12 protein-coding genes and 1 tRNA gene are annotated in these 18,969 nt (G+C 47.2%); 9 read left to right on the forward strand and 4 right to left on the reverse strand.

What is annotated here, in order from left to right:
- Window positions 1–87 precede the first annotated feature (87 nt).
- From metG to dusB, 5 genes are all read left to right on the forward strand, one after another.
- A complete protein-coding gene (metG, locus tag NQ518_RS10765; RefSeq protein WP_227961943.1) occupies window positions 88–2,151 on the forward strand; it encodes a methionine--tRNA ligase in 2,064 nt (687 codons plus the stop codon).
- 95 nt (window positions 2,152–2,246) lie between these two features.
- Window positions 2,247–3,548: a DUF2851 family protein gene (locus tag NQ518_RS10770; RefSeq protein ID WP_227961942.1), complete on the forward strand. Its 1,302-nt coding sequence runs from the start codon at window positions 2,247–2,249 to the stop codon at window positions 3,546–3,548.
- Between the two features lie 100 nt (window positions 3,549–3,648).
- Window positions 3,649–4,047 (forward strand): acyl-CoA thioesterase, encoded by a 399-nt coding sequence (locus tag NQ518_RS10775; RefSeq protein WP_227961941.1) that lies wholly within the window; start codon window positions 3,649–3,651, stop codon window positions 4,045–4,047.
- Between the two features lie 2 nt (window positions 4,048–4,049).
- Window positions 4,050–5,183: a DNA-processing protein DprA gene (gene dprA, locus NQ518_RS10780; RefSeq protein ID WP_227962369.1), complete on the forward strand. Its 1,134-nt coding sequence runs from the start codon at window positions 4,050–4,052 to the stop codon at window positions 5,181–5,183.
- Between the two features lie 102 nt (window positions 5,184–5,285).
- Complete coding sequence (gene dusB, locus NQ518_RS10785; RefSeq protein WP_227961940.1) at window positions 5,286–6,275, forward strand: tRNA dihydrouridine synthase DusB; 990 nt, start codon at window positions 5,286–5,288, stop codon at window positions 6,273–6,275.
- 260 nt (window positions 6,276–6,535) lie between these two features.
- Here dusB and secDF read toward each other — a convergent pair whose 3' ends face one another.
- The 3 genes from secDF to NQ518_RS10800 form a co-directional block, all read right to left on the reverse strand.
- Window positions 6,536–9,580 (reverse strand): protein translocase subunit SecDF, encoded by a 3,045-nt coding sequence (gene secDF, locus NQ518_RS10790; protein ID WP_227961939.1) that lies wholly within the window; start codon window positions 9,578–9,580, stop codon window positions 6,536–6,538.
- Between the two features lie 107 nt (window positions 9,581–9,687).
- Window positions 9,688–10,776 carry an endonuclease/exonuclease/phosphatase family protein gene (locus NQ518_RS10795; protein WP_227961938.1) on the reverse strand — a complete coding sequence of 363 codons (1,089 nt, stop codon included), beginning with the start codon at window positions 10,774–10,776 and terminating at the stop codon, window positions 9,688–9,690.
- Window positions 10,777–10,788: 12 nt separating this feature from the next.
- Window positions 10,789–11,703 carry a rhomboid family intramembrane serine protease gene (locus NQ518_RS10800; protein ID WP_227961937.1) on the reverse strand — a complete coding sequence of 305 codons (915 nt, stop codon included), beginning with the start codon at window positions 11,701–11,703 and terminating at the stop codon, window positions 10,789–10,791.
- A 197-nt stretch (window positions 11,704–11,900) separates the two neighbouring features.
- On the opposite strand from NQ518_RS10800, the gene NQ518_RS10805 reads away from it, so the two are divergent.
- Window positions 11,901–12,188: an HU family DNA-binding protein gene (locus NQ518_RS10805; RefSeq protein WP_459554063.1), complete on the forward strand. Its 288-nt coding sequence runs from the start codon at window positions 11,901–11,903 to the stop codon at window positions 12,186–12,188.
- A 72-nt stretch (window positions 12,189–12,260) separates the two neighbouring features.
- Here the strand turns inward: NQ518_RS10805 and NQ518_RS10810 are convergent.
- Window positions 12,261–12,331, reverse strand: a tRNA-Gln gene (locus tag NQ518_RS10810).
- Between the two features lie 840 nt (window positions 12,332–13,171).
- Here NQ518_RS10810 and NQ518_RS10815 point away from each other — a divergent pair.
- The 3 genes from NQ518_RS10815 to NQ518_RS10825 all read left to right on the forward strand — a co-directional run bounded on the left by NQ518_RS10815 (window position 13,172) and on the right by NQ518_RS10825 (window position 18,898).
- Window positions 13,172–16,000, forward strand: coding sequence for a TonB-dependent receptor (locus NQ518_RS10815; protein ID WP_227961936.1), 2,829 nt, complete (start codon window positions 13,172–13,174; stop codon window positions 15,998–16,000).
- A gap of 25 nt (window positions 16,001–16,025) precedes the next feature.
- Window positions 16,026–17,231, forward strand: coding sequence for a DUF4876 domain-containing protein (locus tag NQ518_RS10820; RefSeq protein ID WP_227961935.1), 1,206 nt, complete (start codon window positions 16,026–16,028; stop codon window positions 17,229–17,231).
- A gap of 80 nt (window positions 17,232–17,311) precedes the next feature.
- On the forward strand, window positions 17,312–18,898 hold the full coding sequence (locus NQ518_RS10825; protein ID WP_227961934.1) for a DUF6850 family outer membrane beta-barrel protein: 1,587 nt from the start codon (window positions 17,312–17,314) through the stop codon (window positions 18,896–18,898).
- Window positions 18,899–18,969 lie beyond the last annotated feature (71 nt).

The following is an 18,969-nucleotide window of genomic DNA, read 5'->3' on the forward strand; positions in this document are numbered from 1 at the left end:
ATGCTGTTTTAACTACTCCCATTATTTTGCTATCTCTTCGATTTATCGTAATTTTGCATGAAGAAATATTAAAAAACAGCTATACTCATGGAGGAGAAAAATTTTAAGCGAACAACCGTTACGGCCGCTTTGCCATACGCAAACGGTGGAGTTCATATCGGTCATCTGGCTGGCGTTTATGTGCCGGCCGACATCTATGTACGTTATTTGCGCCTGAAGAAGGAAGATGTTATCTTCATCGGTGGCAGCGATGAGCATGGGGTGCCCATCACCATCCGCGCCAAGAAAGAAGGAGTAACGCCGCAAGATGTGGTAGACCGCTATCATTCGCTCATCAAAAAGAGCTTCGAGGAGTTCGGAATCAGCTTCGACATCTATTCCCGAACCACCTCAGAAACGCATCACAAGTTGGCTTCTGACTTCTTCAAGAAGTTGTACGAGGAAGGCAAACTGCTGGAACAAGAAACAGAACAGTATTATGATGAGGAAGCTCACCAGTTCTTGGCCGACCGCTATATCACGGGTGAATGTCCCCATTGTCATCATGAAGGAGCCTATGGCGACCAGTGTGAGCATTGCGGCAGCGACCTTTCACCCATGGAATTGATTAATCCAAAGTCGGCGGTCAGCGGTTCAAAGCCGGTTATCAAGAAGACTAAAAACTGGTATTTGCCGCTCAACGAGTACCAAACATGGCTCAAGAAATGGATTCTGGAGGGACATCAAGAGTGGCGATCCAATGTGTATGGACAGTGTAAAAGCTGGTTGGACCTTGATTTGCAGCCTCGTGCCATGACGCGTGACCTTGATTGGGGAATCCCTGTGCCTATAGAAGGAGCCGAAGGCAAGGTGCTTTATGTTTGGTTCGACGCGCCTATCGGGTACATATCGAATACCAAAGAACTCTGTGAGAAGGAGCCTGAACGCTGGGGATCATGGGAAAAATGGTGGAAAGACCAAGATACCCGGCTGGTACACTTCATCGGCAAGGATAACATTGTGTTCCATTGTCTGATTTTCCCCACGATGTTGAAAGCCCATGGCGATTACATTCTGCCTGACAACGTGCCGGCTAACGAGTTCCTCAATCTGGAGGATGATAAAATATCTACCACTCGCAACTGGGCTGTTTGGTTGCACGAGTACCTGAAAGACCTTCCTGGAAAGCAGGATGTGCTGCGCTATGTACTCACGGCCAATGCGCCAGAAACCAAGGATAACAACTTTACTTGGAAAGATTTTCAAGAACGTAACAACTCGGAATTGGTGGCCATCTACGGCAATTTCGTGAACAGAGCGTTGCAGTTGACCAAGAAATATTTCGAGGGAGTGGTGCCTCCCTGTGGCGAATTGCTTGATGTTGACAAGCAAGCGCTTGATGAATTCAAGGATGTGAAGAACAAGGTGGAGGGCTATCTCGATGCGTTCAAGTTCAGAGAGGCGCAGAAAGAAGCCATGAACCTGGCCAGAATCGGCAACAAATACATGACTGAATGTGAGCCATGGAAGGTTTGGAAGACCGATCCAGAGCGTGTGAAAACCGTTTTGTACATCTCATTACAGTTGGTTGCCAACCTCGCCATCGCATTCGAACCATTCTTGCCGTTCTCTTCAGAGAAGCTTCGTCGCCTCATTAAGATGGATACTTGCGACTGGAATTTGTTGGGGAACCATGACTTGTTGAAGGCTGGTCATCAGTTGGCTGAACCCGAATTGCTTTTTGAGAAGATAGAAGACGAGACCATTGAGCTGCAACTTAAAAAGTTGGAAGATACAAAGAAGGCCAATGCCGCTGCCGCCTACACGGCTAAACCCATCAAACCGACGATTGATTTCGCTGATTTTGAGAAGTTGGACATCCGTGTTGGACATATCAAACACTGTGAGCGTGTGAAGAAAGCCAATAAGTTGCTGAAGTTTACCATCGATGATGGCTCGGGTAAAGACCGCACCATTGTCAGCGGTATTGCTAAGTTCTATGAGCCAGAAAGCCTCATTGGCAAGGATGTTTGCTTCATTGCCAACCTGGCACCACGCAAGTTGATGGGCATAGAGAGCCAAGGTATGATACTTTCAGCCGAGGACTTTGACGGTTCGCTTAGCGTCTCGACCATTGAACATCCTGTCAAACCAGGTAGTCAGGTGATGTAGGAATCCATCCAAAGACAGGGATTATAGGGATAAGCCTCCATCCGTTTCCACTCGTTTGGCCACATTTCGTTTGGCTTTAAATCAGTTTTTAAATCATGGAGCAGCTATTGCATTATTGTTGGAAGCATCGTCTGTTTCCATTACGGCAACTCACTACCACTGACAACCAAGCGTTGGAAGTGATAGATGTGGGGTTGCATAATGCCAATTCGGGTCCTGATTTTCTCAATGCCAAAGTCAAGATAGGCAACACTGTGTGGGTGGGCAACGTGGAAATACACGTCAAGTCGAGCGACTGGTATGTGCATCGCCACGAGCAAGATGCGGCTTATAATAATGTAATACTGCATGTTGCGGGTGAAATTGATGCGGAAGTAAAAACCGAGAGCGGTCGTGTTGTGCCCCAGTTGCAGCTTTCTGTGCCAACTTCGGTTGCGCAACATTACGAACAATTGCAGACCATCGACACCTATCCGCCGTGCTATGAGATTATTCCCAACCTGTCAAGTTTGACGATTCACGCATGGATGTCGGCCTTGCAGACAGAGCGTTTAGAACAAAAAACGCATGACATCGAACGCCGTTTGCAGCAGTGTGACGGCGATTGGGAGGCTGCTCTCTTCATGACGTTGGCTCGCAATTATGGCTTTGGCATCAATGGTGAGGCCTTTGAGCAGTGGGCAAGATCGATTCCGCTGCACGCTGTGGATCACCATCGTGATGACCTGTTTCAGATAGAAGCGTTCTTTATGGGACAAGCCGGATTGCTCGAGCGTCATCTTATTCCACAAAAATATCATGCAACGATGGATGAAGAGGGCTATTTTGAACTTCTGCGAACAGAATATCTCTATCTGCAACGCAAGTTCTCGCTACAGCCCATCGATGGAAAAATGTGGAGATTCTTGCGATTGCGCCCACAAAATTTCCCCTACATCCGTATCGCACAGTTGGCCAATCTATACCATTCCCGTCGGTTTGGCTTGCGCAATTTGGTGGAAAGTGAGACCCTTGATGACTTAAAAGTAGCGATGAAATCGGCCGTTTCACCCTATTGGGAAACTCATTATGTGTTTGGTTCGGTGAGTAAGAAGAGCGAAAAGAGGCTTTCGGAAGCGTCACTTAATGTTCTACTCATCAACACCGCCATTCCTTTTCTGTTCGCCTACGGTCGGCACGAGTCATCAGAGCAGCTATGTGAACAGGCCATCAATTATCTGGAAAAGCTCAAACCAGAGCGAAACCACATTGTCAACATGTGGCAACAGTGTGGCCTCGATGTGCAAAATGCAGGCGACACTCAGGCTTTAATCCAACTCAAAACGCAATATTGTGACCGGAAAGAATGCCTTAGATGCCGCATTGGCTATGAATATTTAAAAGGAAGGGAATATTGATTCGCTGTTGGTCAGAGACCCAACACGGCTGACAAGGCTCAAAAACTCACATTTTTAAGAACTCAAAAACTCACAAACTCAAGAACTCATCAACTCAAAAATGAACTATATTTTCGAGACACGAATGGAGGTTCGCGACTATGAATGCGATATAGAAGGCATCGTGAACAACGCCAATTACCTCCATTACATCGAGCATACGCGCCATTTGTTCCTCCGTTCGTTAGGCCTTAGCTTTGCTAAGATGCACGAACAGGGAACCGACGCGGTGGTGGCTCGCATGAACTTGCAATACAAAACGCCACTCAAGTGTGATGACACTTTCATTTCACGGTTGGCTTTAAAGAAAGAAGGTCTGCGCTATATTTTCCATCAGGATATCTTTAGGGAGCAGGATGACAAGCTTTGTTTTAAGAGTAAGGTAGAGTTGGTGTGCCTCATTCATGGCCGTTTGGGGCATAGTGAGGAGTACGACAGCGCGTTTGCTAAATATCTATGAACATGACAGACCCACAAGAACTCATCAACACTATCGCTTTGACACGCATCAACCATTTTCATCTTACGGGAATGGTTCAGCTGTATCGTAGGTTGGGCTCGGCGACAGCCGTGATAGAGCATCGACATGACATCCGAGAGGTGCTGCCAGATGCGTCGCCTAAGTTGGTGTCATCGCTTCAAAACGTAGACCAATACTTGCGTAGAGCAGAGGAAGAGCTCGAGTGGGACGTGTCAAATGGTGTCATGCCGCTTTGCATGAATGACGAAAACTACCCGCAACGGCTCAGAGAATGCGATGATGCACCGTTGATGTTGTTCTACAAAGGGTCGGTCAACCTGAACCAACGCCGTGTCATCAGCGTGGTGGGAACCCGAAGAAACACTGTCTATGGAGAGGATTTGATTCGTCGGTTCATGGCAGAACTGCGGCAGTTGTGTCCACAAGTACTCGTGGTAAGCGGTCTCGCTTATGGCGTTGACATCCTCGCTCACCGCCATGCTTTGCAGAATGGATATCCCACTGTGGGTGTTCTGGCGCACGGATTGGATTATCTTTATCCTCCCAGACATCGGCAAACAGCCGATGAAATGGTGCAAAAAGGAGGATTGCTCACAGAATTCCTCACGCAGACCAATGCGGATAAAGTGAACTTTGTGAGAAGAAATCGTATCGTAGCAGGCGTTTCTGATGCATGTATCGTTGTAGAAAGTGCTGCCCATGGTGGCGGATTAATCACCGCCAGTTTGGCTCGCACCTATAACAGAGAGGTGTTTGCCTTCCCGGGTAACGTGGGTAGTCCCTATAGTGAAGGATGCAACAACTTGATACGAGACAACGTGGCAGGGCTCATCAATCATGCCTATGATTTCGTTAAAAGCATGGGATGGGAAGATGATGCAAGGCTCAGTCGTGCACATCATGAAGGAATAGAGCGACAGTTATTCCCTGATTTATCGACTGAGGAACAGCAAGTTGTTGCCGTGTTGCAGAAAAACAACGACTTGCAAATCAACATGCTGAGTGTGCAGGCGGGCATTCCCATCGCTAAACTCTCTGCCATTCTCTTTACTTTGGAAATGAAAGGTGTGTTGAAAGCCTTACCTGGTGGTATTTACCATTTGCTCATGAGTTGATAGGAATCTGCTCATAGGTTGACATTGTATATGCGCATTCTATGTCAGGTCGTTTAGATTTGGCAGCTCAAAATAGATGAAATCAGTAACTTTTTCAGGAAAATGAAGATAGGAAACATAGACTTAGGCGTGCAGCCAATCTTGTTGGCTCCGATGGAAGACGTGACAGACATCGGTTTCAGGCAGTTGTGCAAGCGCTTTGGCGTATCCATGGTATATACCGAATTCGTCAGTGCAGAAGCACTTGTGCGGTCTATTCAAGCCAGTTTGAACAAGTTGACCATTAGTGACAGCGAACGACCCGTAGGCATACAAATCTACGGAAGGGACGTTGAGTCTATGGTGGAAGCTGCCAAGATTGTTGAACAGGCTCATCCTGACGTGATTGACATCAACTTTGGATGTCCCGTAAAGAAAGTGGCAGGCAAAGGTGCGGGTGCTGGTATGCTGCGTAACATACCGCTTTTGTTGGAGATTACCCGAGAGGTGGTCAAGGCGGTGCATACGCCTGTGACTGTAAAAACACGCTTGGGATGGGATGAAAACAATCTTATTATCACTGAATTGGCCGAACAACTGCAAGATTGTGGCATCCAAGCGCTGACCATTCACGGCCGCACGCGCAGTCAGATGTACACCGGAAATGCTGATTGGACGCTGATTGGCGAGGTGAAAAACAATCCTCGCATCCACATTCCTATCATTGGCAATGGCGACATTACCACGCCCCAGGAAGCCAAACAGGCTTTCGAGCGTTTTGGCGTAGATGCTGTCATGGTTGGCCGGGCAGCCTTTGGACAGCCCTGGATCTTTAAAGAAATGCGTGACTATCTCGACGGAAAACCTTACGATGCGTCGCTTGACATCAATAAAAAGATAGACATATTGAAAGAACAGCTGCACATCAATGTGTCGCGTATCGATGAATACCGGGGTATCTTGCATACCCGGAGGCATTTGGCAGCCAGTCCCATCTTCAAAGGCATCCCCGATTTCCGACAAACCCGCATCGCCATGTTGCGGGCATCTACCGTTGTAGAACTGGAAAGCATCTTGGAAGCATGCAGAAAACGCTTGGTGCAGGAATTGTAAGTTCTTCGTTTTAGAACATCCTCAATACGCTATCTTTGTCCAAATGGATAGTGCTAAGGGAATGCTTCTCGGTTATTTATTTGGCCATCGAGCCTGTACTTCTCTTGTTATTCTGATCAGTCCTACAAGGCTATAGGTGTCCGTTCCGTCCCCTCATCCTCTTTTCGTTTTCCTCATTCCATAAATAAAAGCGGCACGACCTCGGTGAGGTTGTGCCGCTCTTGTTAGTGGTTTATTTCTTTGTTCAGCGTTCCATGTTGTTATGATACAACGACAGCCTCTTCTTCTTGTTCTTTCTTGATTTTGCGTCCCAATACTATGTAAGCGATTGGTGATGCCAAGAAGATAGAACTGAGCGTACCAACGAATACACCAATAATCATGGCAAAGGCGAAACTGCGAATGCTGTCAGCACCGAGGATGAAGATTGGAACCAACACAATCAATGTAGACACTGAGGTGTTGATGGTACGAGCCAACGTCTGGTTGATAGAATCGTTGAACGTCTTCTGTAAATCTTGTTTTGGATGCAGCTTCAAGTTCTCACGGATACGGTCAAACACCACCACCGAGTCGTTGATGTCGTAACCGATTACCGTTAGGATGGCACCGATAAACGTTTGGTCAATCTCCAAGGAGAAGCCTATCCATCCGTAACATAACGAGAACAAGCCGACCACAATCGTCGTGTCTATAATCAATGCTGCAACTGAACCAATGGAGAAACCGATGTTGCGGAATCGCAGTAAGATATATAAGAAGATACATATCAGTGCAATCACAACGCTCTTGATGGCATTGTTCGTGATGTCCTTAGCGATGGATGGACCCACTTTAGAAGAACTGATGATTGATCCACCTTCGCGGATATCAGGGTTCTTGAATGATTCTATGCTGGATTGCTTCACAAGTCCGGCTTTCTTCAGCGAAGTATATAGAATCGTTTCTGCCTGATCATCCATCTGTGGGTCATTGCTTTCCAGATTGTAGTTGGTAGATACACGGAAGGTCTTGCCGTCGGTACCGATGGCAATCACGGTCGTGGTTGCGGGTTTGCCTGCATTCTTACCTACTGTATTTTGGAATGCATTGTTCAAAGCGTTGCGTACCTCTTCCACATGTGTGTTCTTGTCAACCGTCACAACATAGTTGCGTCCACCCGTAAAGTCAATGCTCTGGCTCAGACCACGAACAATAAAGCTGCCGATGCAAATGACGATTGCGATGGCGTAAATCGTGCCACTGGTCTTGAACATGCTCATGAATTTATAGCGTGTGTTCTGCATCATATTCTCTGAGATGCCCGTCCAGAACTTGAGGTTCAGCCATTTGTCTTTGTTCAGTTTGTGCTCATAAACCAAACGTGTCAAGAATACAGCACTGAAGAACGAACAAGCCAGACCAATCAACCATGTGGTAGCAAATCCCTGAATGGGTCCTGTACCGAATATCAACAGGATAACACCCGTGATGGCTGATGTTAAGTTAGAGTCGAAGATGGCACTGAAGGCATTACTGTAACCAGCTGCTACCGCCTGTTTCATGCTTTTTCCTGCTCGTAATTCCTCTTTGATACGTTCATATATCAGCACGTTGGCGTCAACGGCCGTACCTAACGTAAGCACCATACCGGCAATACCCGACATGGTAAGGGCGGCTTGAAACGACGTTAGAATACCTAAGGTGAAGAATACGTTCACAATCAAGGCGCAGTTGGCGATCATACCTGGGATGAAATTGTACATCAAAATCATGTAAATCATCAACAGTACGAAGGCTATCACGAATGAGATGATACCTTGCTGGATAGACTGTGCACCCAGTGTAGGACCTACCACCTCTTCTTGTACGATGCGTGCAGGTGCCGGCATACGACCCGATTTCAGGGTGTTGGCCAAGTCTTTGGTGTCTTCGATGGTGAAGCTACCCGTGATAGACGATTGTCCGCCGTCAATTTGGCCTTGGATGCGAGGAGAGGTGTACACCAATCCGTCCAACACAATGGCAACAGCTCTACCGATGTTAGCCTTGGTGATGGCCGACCAGCGGCGTGCGCCGTCGGTGTTCATGGTCATGGAAACCTCTGGCTTACCTGACAAGTGGTCAAACTGGTCGGATGCGTCAACAATCACATCGCCTTCCAACGGAGCGCGTCCGGTGGTGGTTGTAATCTTCAAAGCATGCAGTTCGTAATAGTTTTTCACCTGCAATCCATCGGCTGGTTTGGCACTCCAAAGCAGTTTCAAATCAGCAGGAAGAATCTGCTTGGCAAGGTCTGAGTGGATAATTCTGTTTACTTCTGCGGTGTCGCGTACACTGGCATAACCTACGAGGCTCAGTGCATTGCGCCCCGTGGTACTCAAGATGGCCAACAGTGGGTGTTCTTTCTTGGCGGCAGCAATTTGTTCTTCATTCGAAACTTTTACGTCGCCTTGTTTCTTGTCTTTCTTGAGTTGGAACTTAGGATCTGCTTTCTTAACGACTTTCTCTTCACTGGTTTTCTCAACGGCCTTAGTTGCAGCGGTGTCGGCAGCGGTTGTGTCGGCCACTTGTGTGTCGCCATTAGCCAGACGAGCGTCGATCTGTGTCAGGTAAGGAATGATTTCTTCAGCGTTGAAAGTCTCCCAGAATTCGAGGTTGGCACTACCTTGCAACAGTTTACGCATACGCTCTGGCTCACGAATACCAGGCATTTCAACCATGATGCGACCTTGTTGTCCCTCCAATTTCTGGATGTTCGGCTGAACAACACCAAATTGGTCGATACGCGTGCGCACGACGTTGAACGAGTTGTCGATGGCCGATTGAGTTTCTTGGCGCAATGCTTTCTCTACCTCGGCGTCGGTGCTTTGTGGGTTCACCTTACCTTGCAGTTGCTGCGTGGCAAAGATTTCAGCCAATTTGTGGCCTGGTGCATTCTTCTTGTACGCTTTAATAAAGAGAGAGATAAAATCTTCCTGGCTGGTTTCTTCCTCTGCTCTTGCCTCTTTCATCGATTTCACGAATGCGGCATCTGTCTTGTGGTCAGCGAGCATTTCTACTACGTCAGGCACTGATATCTCCAATATCACGTTCATACCACCTTTCAGGTCAAGGCCCAATCCGATTTGAGTTTCCAAACATCTTTGGTAAGAATAGATGCCCAGATACTTCACAGAGTCTTTGTACTCTTGTTGTGCAATCGGATCTTTCAGCTTTGCTGCTTGGCCATCATAATAGCGAGTGGCTGCTGAAAATGACAAATAGAAGATGCTTGCAAGCGTCAGTAGGACAGCCGTTACAATTACAATTCCTTTGTTTTGCATTTTAATTTATTATTATTGATGATTGTTTTTTCACAACTTTTGATAGACGTGCAAAGATACTATTTTTTTGTTAGTACGAAAAATTTATGGCATTTAAATGCACATTTTTAAGCATTTGGAGCCTTTTTCAGCCAGCAATAGATAGGATAGTGGTCGCTTGCTTTTATTTTGTTGTCTACCTTACAGTTGTACGGAGTCCAGTCTTTCGAGCACATCATGTGGTCAATACGCACATAAAATCCACCAAGATGATAGGATATGCCAGGCCCATTTGCCGTCTCTACGTAACAGTCGCGCAGTTGTTTGGCAATGGTTCGGCGGGCATACGAATTGGGTCCGTCGTTGAAGTCGCCGCATAATATCACGCTCTTGTCCCGATGTGCGGCGATGTATTGGGCTACAGCATCGGCTTGCGCGGCTCTGATGCTTGATGCCTCTCCCAGTTTTTTAATGAGTGTTTTGGTGCTTATTTGGGCTGAGTCGCCCTTGATGTTTCCTTTGACAATGCCCTTGAAGTTGGCTTTGTCTTCTGGTGACAGACCAATGGACTCCAGGTGGTTGTTGATGACAATCACCGTGTCGCCCTTGATGTTCAGATAGAAAGCCGTTGAGTGGTTGCCTTCAGAGGGATAGTTGATGTCTTCTTGACTGATGATGGGGTGACGACTGTAGATATCCATGATGTCTCCTTTGTTCTTGGCGTGCGAACCGGCGTGGTAAGGATATAGTGAATCCATCTGAGCTTTTGCCTTGTCTGCGTACTTGCCCCATGCGTCAGACTCTTGAAGGCATACAATGTCTGCGCCTTGCTCTTTGATAAAATCCAGTACGGGGTTGTTTTCGTGTTCAAATCCATTGCCTCCGAAGAACCAAACATTGTAGGAAAGCACCTTAATGGCACCTTCGGGTGTTTGGTTGGGAAGGTTGATGGGGAAGTAAACCCTGATAGGTTGGTAGCATGCGAGAAATCCCAACAGGGGAATCCAGACATGTTTTGGATGGAAAAAAATCCAGAAAACAAGAAATCCCAGATTGATGCAGAGCATCACGGGGAGTACCAATCCCATGTTGGCTAATGAAGGGTGGAGGGCCGGATTGATTCGGTCGGCGTAGCCAACCAGCAACATGGCGATGATGGTGGTGATGTTTGCTCCGGCAAAGAGTTGGAAGACAAACTTCTTAATAGCTTTTCCCATTCCCCCTTCTGCTTAACGCCGATTACTGCTGTCAAAGAGTTTTTGTTTCTCTTCTGCCGTTAAGCTGTCGTAACCGCTTTTGCGAATTTTATCAAGTATCTTGTCTATTTCCTCTTGCTCACGCTGCTTCTGCGCGTTATAATCCCAGTCGCTTTTACGCTCGTCGTAGGCATCGTGCTTCGTGTTGTCAGCCTTCTTGTGTGCGTGTTCTTCCCACTTCTCCCGCAAGTTGTCAAAAAATTGTTGCCCGTCCGACCGCGCAGAGCCACCGTACGGATGACGTCTCCAATAGCGAATCATGAAAAATCCAAATGCCATGCCACCGAGATGAGCGAAGTGGGCCACGTTTCCGCCGGTTGTAGTCAATGCCATGACCAGTGAAAGACCTGCGTAGAAAATCACGAACCACTTGGCTTTGATGGGGATGGGCAGCGGGAAAATGAAGATTCTCTCTTCCGGGAAAATCATGCCGAAGGCTAAGAGCAGCGCGTACACGGCTCCCGAAGCTCCTACGGTGGTCCATTTGTTGAGAAAGTCACCCATGGCGATGCGCATTCCGTCGAACGACACGCTGTCGTAAGCGGCAAGTCCTTCGACCATATACGATCCGTATTGTGCCAGCTCTTGGAACAAACCAGCTCCGATACCGCACGAAAGGTAATAAAACAAAAACTTCTTTGGTCCCCACACGCGTTCCACCACACAGCCGAACATCCACAAAGCAAACATGTTGAAGAAGATGTGTTCGAAAGTGGCATGCATGAACATGTAGGTCACTAATTGGTAAATCCGGAAGTCGGAAGCTAAAAAGAAGTGAAGTCCAAGAATATCATTCAAGTCTACCTGTGATCTAAATACGTACATGGCGGCAAAGGCCAAGACATTAATGATAAGCAGGTTCTTGGTAACTGTGGGTATACTGCGCATAGATAATTCGTTGTATAAAAGTCTTTTTAATGTGCGCAAAATTACGAAAAAACTCCGTCATTTGGCATATAATAAGTGATTTATAGCCTTTTTTTGAGTAAATCGTATATTTTTTCTGATTTTTTATTTGTTTTCTGAAATGTTTAACCTATATTTGTGCACAGTTAAAAAGCACATTAATTTTTATTAATCATTTTATAACCACAACAGTAATGAATAAAACAGAATTAATCGACAAGATTGCTGAAGCTGCAGGCATCAGCAAGGTAGCTGCGAAGAAGGCTTTGGATGCAACAACAGGTTCAATCAAGGAAGCTTTGAAGAAAGGTGACAAAGTACAGCTCATCGGCTTCGGTACTTTCAGTGTTTCTGAGCGTTCTGCTCGCGAAGGAATCAATCCTTTGACAAAACAGAAGATTAAAATCGCTGCCAAGAAGGTTGCTAAGTTCAAGGCTGGTGCCGAACTTGCAGACGTCCTCAACTAATTTTTGTAGTTAAGACAAATAAAAAAGGTGATTTCCAATGTGAAATCACCTTTTTTATTTGCTTTACGTTTGTTGTCCTAAGCGGATTCGAACCACTACAAACAGAACCAAAACCTGTTGTGCTACCATTACACCATAGGACAAGCGTTTAAGCCGTCTCATCGCCTTTTGAAGCTTCCTAAAAAGCGTTAGTCGCTGAAAAGACGGTGCAAAGGTAATCGTTTTTTAGTCTTCCGCCAAATTTTTACGTTGATATTTTTTTTGAGCGGTTTTCTTTCATACTGCGATTCCTTATGAACCCCACTAATATTAATTTAAAATTAAATGGGTTTTGGTTCCGAATTTTCTTGACAACCAACCTCTTCATATTTCGCGTATTTGGTAATCACTCCTCTCTTTGTCGCAAATACGCAAAATATGAGCCACATTCCCATCTTCCTATATGGCAATGTGTTATGGTTTTCTTATGTTCTGGAGCATCCGTTTTTCTGGTTTTGACACGACAAAAGCATGCATATTCGAGTGCAATCAGTATGCATTTGTGATGCAAAGGCATGTAAATTGCGAATCAAAGTGATGCGTTTAATGGTGTAAGACCATTGCTTTTGTGGTAAAATCCGTTTTTTCTAACTCAATCATCGCCTGTTTGCATCCTGCGTGCCTATTGAATTTTTCCAGATTGAAAGTTTCATAGTGCTGTTTTAAGGCCGATTTTTTATGAAAAAACAGGACACTTTATTGTAGCTTTCTCTGGTTCTCGCAGGGGGATGAATTGTCACGCTCTGCTCTAATCAGCCAATCGAGCGGTCGGTAGGTGTAGGCTTTTGGAGGGCTAAGTGTGATTGCGCGTGAGACGACAAACAAGCAAATACCTATTTTTGGGTATTGTCACAAAAAGACGAAACGAGTACTTTTGCAAAATAATTGGTAGTTATGGTCTTAAAAAAAAATGTTGTTTTCAGCAGTCCTATTCCATTTCTCTTATGAAAAGATTGACCGTTTTTATTTTTTTCATCAGTATCAGCGTGTTGTTGAGCCAGGCTTACGCACAGCCGGAAGGCTATAAGTTTGCAGGTAAGGTGACTGATGAGCATGGCCAGGCCATCGAGTTGGCCTCGGTCAGCCTCAACAACAGCTTGGTGGCATTTACGAACAAGGACGGGCTGTTCGAGTTTCTCAACGTTCCGGCCGGTCGTTATGATTATCGCATCACGTTCGTTGGGTACGAAACGGTCAGTGGAACGGTGGCGATAAGTGCCCATACCCCACAGCTCAAGGTGCAGATGCGTGAGTTGGGCTTGCAGCTCAAGACGGTAGAGGTTACCGCCCGACAGCAGGCAATGGGTTCGAAGTCGCTCATCGGGCAAGATGCCATCAGGCACATACAACCCAAGAGCGTGACCGACATCCTGCAACTGGTGCCGGGAAATCTGATTGAGAATCCCACGCTGAACAAGTTGGCGCAAGCCCATATCCGCGAGATAGACGGTGACAGAAACAACGCGCTTGGTGCTCTTGTGGTGGTGGATGGCACGCCGGTAAGCAACGATGCCAATCTGCAAGTGTTGGGTACGGCCCGGTTCAGAGCTTCTTCGGGAGCGCAAGCTGACGGTATGAGCGACCAGACCACGGCCGGGCGGGGAGCCGACTTGCGTACGGTGAGTGCCGGCAATGTGGAGAGCGTGGAGGTGATTCGGGGCATTCCGTCAGTCGAATACGGCAACCTTACGTCGGGCATGCTCATCGTCAAGACCAAGATGGGGCATACGCCGTGGGAAGTGAAGGCGCAGGCTGACCCGTTTTCCAAGCTGCTTTATGTAGGAAAGGGCTTCAATTTGAAACGCGGAGGCGCAGTTAACTTCAGTGCAGACTGGAGCCAGTCGTGGGCTGATACGCGCAAACATAGCAATGGATACGACCGCCTGACGTTCACGGGAGGATATTCAAAGACCGCCGGGCGTAATACCTTTAGTATTAAAGGGGCTTTCTACAGCAACGTCAACAATCGTAAAGACGACCCACAATACCGGGAAATGCAGCTCCGCTTCACCAACAAGAACATTGGAACGCGCCTGTCTGTATCCGGAAAATATCATGCGCGTAGTACCTTTCTTTCGGCATTGTCGTACAATCTGTCGTTACAATATTCCAAAACCACCGACCAACACGACAATCTTGTATCCAATCCCGATGGTGTCATCACGGATGTCCGCACGCCGGGCATCCATCCTGCCATCTTCAAGAACAAGAGTTATTTCTCCAAATACGAGATTCTTGGGGCACCACTTAATCTCTATGGTCAGGTTGTGGGCAACAAGTATCTGCAATTGGGAACCGCCAATTATACCAATGTAAAGCTGGGCGTGGAGTTTGTTCATAGTGCCAACCATGGCAAGGGCTTGCTGTTCGACATGCAAAATCCGCCTCAGTCAATGGGAACGCAGACCCTTCGACCCCGTGCTTTTAAGGATATTCCTGCGCTGAACACCCTGTCGGCATTCGTCAGTGACAAGCTGTCGTTGCAGGTTTTTCAGCGGCATCTGACGGTGGAAGGTGGCTTTCGGGTAAGCAACTTGTTCCTGAACAAGCGAAAGAGCGGCGGAAAGCGAGGAATGTTTGTTGCAGAGCCTCGACTGAATGCTTCGTATACGCTGTTGGACAAGACGTGTAATCCATGGATAGACGAACTCTCTTTGACGGGTGGTTATGGCATTTCCAACAAGATGCCCACCTTGATGTATCTCTACCCCGACAATGTTTATTATGACAACGTGTGCCTGAGTAAATACGGTGAGCGTGAGGAGGACCGGTTGGCCCTGCTGCAGACAGATGTGATAGGGCAGGTTGGCAACCCCGACTTGATGCCTACGCATACTCAAAAATGGGAGTGTGGGCTTACTTTCCGAATCGGGAAGGTCAGAGGCTTTGTGACTTATTACAACGAGCGTCATCATCATGAGTTTGGATTTGAAAGCAGATTGTATTGGAATAGATACCCCAAATTCAGCCTGCCGGTGGAGGCTGCCCTCCCGAAATATCATGAAGAGACAGGGGATGTGAGCTATCTGTACAATGGTGTACGTATGATGGCCGGCAAAACTGAGCAGGTGGATATGTCTACTTGGAGCCGACCGACCAACAATACATGGTCGCACAAGCATGGAATAGAATATGGCATAGACCTGGGTTCGCTCAGTCTTTTGCGTACATCCTTGAGCATCAACGGCGCTTGGTTCCATACGGAGCGCACCGATGAGAAAGACCAGCTTAGGTATGTTGATTACAACTACGACTATGTTCCAGTCATGCCAAACGGTTCAGGGTACATCCGGGACCGCGTCAACTCTACCTTCCGCTTCGTTACCCATGTGCCGGCTGTCAAAATGATCTTCACCACGGCCGTGCAAGTGGTGTGGTATGAAAGCGAAAGGGCGGTATATAAACAGCCGGATGGCAAGAGTCGCTATCATCAGTTCACTTATGAGGGGCGTGAATATCTGGGTGTCTCGCCTATAGGATATTACACGCGGGACGGCCATTACTATCCCTGGTCGGCCGATGCAGAGCGCGATGTCGTGCGTCAACGCATGATGGGACGTTATTATCTATACGACTTTGAGAAAGATGTAACGCATCCATGGGTGTTGTTGAGCCTGCGGTTTACAAAAGAAATAGGCAAGGTGGCCGAACTTTCATTCACGGCCAACAACTTTCCTAATGTGTCACGATGGCACACCAATCCTCACAGTCTGTCACGAACACAGTTGTACCCTGCTCCTTATTTTGGTGCGGAAGTGAAAATCAAATTATAAAAAACAATTTAAATCAGTAATAAGTATGAACAAATGTATTGGGAAAATGGTCTCGGCTCTGTTGCTGCTGACCGCTGTTTTAGGCTTCGTTTCTTGTAATAAAAACGATGAGCCGAGTATTGCGAACTACGAGTTGACGCTGTCTTATCAACTTCCTGACGGATTGAAGGCAGACGATATCAGCGATGCCAAGCTGGTATTGACAAAGGAAACGAAAGAGGATACCCTGGTGTTGAGGGATATGAAGGACTTATCGACAACGCTTCCGCAGGGACAGTACAACTTGCTGCTCACGGCAAAGGTCAAGGATGAGGCCAATGCTTACCTCACAGGGACGCTCTCAGTAGACCTCTATGCGAACAAAAAAGCCACTATTGAGCTGCAAAAGGTGCGCAAGTCGACGCTCATCTTCAAGGAAATCTATACCACAGGAGGCAAAAAGGGCTATGTGTTGGATAACTATTTTGAGATTGTGAACAACTCTGATGAGGTGCAATATCTAGACGGTGTTATCCTAATGACTAATCCTGGAGGACAAAAGAAGGAGCAGAACGTTTGGCAAGCCAACGGCTACAAGGACCGCTATGCTTGTGGACAAGGTACCGTTATCGCCTTCCCCGTAGGTAAGGATGGTAAGTCGATTGCCCTCAAGCCTGGCGAAAGCACCGTGATTGCCAGTGATGCAGTGGACCATGGCAAGATGGCTCCGGAGGGAAACCATTGCCCAGATCTGTCGAAAGCACAGTGGGAGGTATATATTGACAATGTAAAAGGTGAGGTGGATTATCCCGCTCCCAACATGGATATCATCTTCCAGAACAATAAAAACATGAAGGCCTTTGGCTTAGGCTTCTTCAATGGTGGCTACATCTTGGCCAAACTGCCTGCCGGCATCACCCCTAAGCAGTTTGCTGCCGACCAGAATAATTTAAAGACTACGCCAGGAACCAAGTCAAAGATGCAATACTTACTGATGCCAAACAAGTATGTGCTGGATGCTGTGGATATGTCTAAATCCGATGCAGAGACATATTTTCCACAATTCTTGCCTGTTGACGATGCCAAAGCCGTCAAGGCCAGCAAGGCTTGGGAGGGCAAATGCTTGCGTCGCAAGGTGGAAAAAGTGGTGAACGGGCGTGCTTATTTCAAGGACACCAATAATTCATCGGTCGACTTCCTCAACAACCAGCCACTTCAGCCGGGGCGTGTTTTCACGGAGGTTGATAAATAATCCAATTCATTCAGCTATCATTTCCGCTGTCAAGACCATCGTCGTGAGGTCTTGGCGGTGGAACCTTTATTCAGTCATTTATGATACATGTTCCATCCATTCGCGTCTTGTGCTGCCTGTCTTGCATGTTGTTCGTGCAGGCTGTTGTTGCGCAAACCGTCTTTATCCATACCGATGACCCATGGCATGAGGACCATCTGAACGAGTTGACGAATGTCAGATATTCCGGCAATAACCCCATTCGTATCGCCTATAATCAGCGGTCTACGGCAGGAACAGCGAGGGTAGCCTATGACGAACATAATGGATCGTTCAAGGCTGTGGATGCTGCCAAAAGGCAACGGCAGCTGGATGTGTATGTCGGGGGACTCAAAGATTTGAATCAGGTCAAGCTTAGTGGATATCTGCAATATCAAAACAGGCAGGAGACAGACCGTCGATGGAACTCGTCATTCTATCTCATGCCGGACAATCCCTTTGTGTTGGGCGATTCTGTTTGGAGCGAACCTTCCTCTGAAGTGTTCCGTATGAGTGCCGAGTTGGCATGGCAATGTTCCAAAAAATGGTTGTTGGGAGCCGGTGTCGGTTTGATGATGGGCAGCTCTTCCGACCAGGATGACCCTCGCCCCAAGACGCTTTCATCCTCCTTCCCCGTTTTGCTTGGTGCCGAATGTCAACTAAACGCAGCCTGGCACTTGGGCGTATCGGTAGGTATGGAAATGGTTCGTACAAACATAAACTATACGGTTGTCAATCCGCTTAACAACCATCGTTTCTTTCTCATGAAAGGACTTGGCGAATATTTCAGGCGGTCTACAGCCAGCAATCCTGGCTATCAACGCAAATATGACGGTCAAACAGCACAAGTAGGTGCCCAACTTGCCTATACGCCCACGGCCTCTCGATGGAGCAGTTTCACAGAGATAGCGTTCTCACGGGGTTATGAAAACGCAGTAGACGGTGGTGAGGCTTACGTCTTCAAAGGTGGAGATTATCAGTTTTCAAGCCTGAAAGGACAAGCTCGGCTTATCTTTCATTCTGGACGCAGCACGACTCATCAGCTTTTAGTACATGCACGTTGGCATCAGGGAGATGGCTATTGGTACGACCAGAAGGCAGTAACAGACATCGAACATGGCAACCGAACCGATTACAAGGTATTGGGAAAGGCGCGCGTACACCAAGATTATCGGTTGTCAACCGACTTGGGTTATCGGTTGGACATGCCATTTTTTGTGGAAGGCAAGATAGGAACAACGCAGACATGGATTAAACATGCCAGTGATTTAGGGACACAAAAACAGGCGTGGATGCTTGCTTTCATGCAGGCAACAGTGGGTACAAGCGTGCAATGGAGGCATTATACGCTCAACACTTCAGTCCATGGAGGGTACTATCTCCCATTGTCAGAACGCCAATTTGTATCAGCATCTGAAGAAACGGGTAACATCACCGACCGCTATGTCGCTCCTCAATTTGAGTATTTGAGTGCGAAGCGTGTGCGCATGGGCGGCATGTTGGACGTGCAGCGTTCCCTGAAACGGATGAATGTTGGAATGAACATCAAGGTAGATGCATGGCTTCATGCGGACGCCGCCGCATTCGCTCGTGCGCTTAGGCATACGTCGCGGGTGGGTATCTGTGCCGGTCTTTACATGCAATTTTGACATGTTGAAATCCAAGAAGACTGAATGAGCGTGCGTAAGGCAACCATCAAAAAACGCCTAATGAATACTTT

The organism is Hoylesella buccalis ATCC 35310, from assembly GCF_025151385.1.
Classification (GTDB): domain Bacteria; phylum Bacteroidota; class Bacteroidia; order Bacteroidales; family Bacteroidaceae; genus Prevotella; species Prevotella buccalis.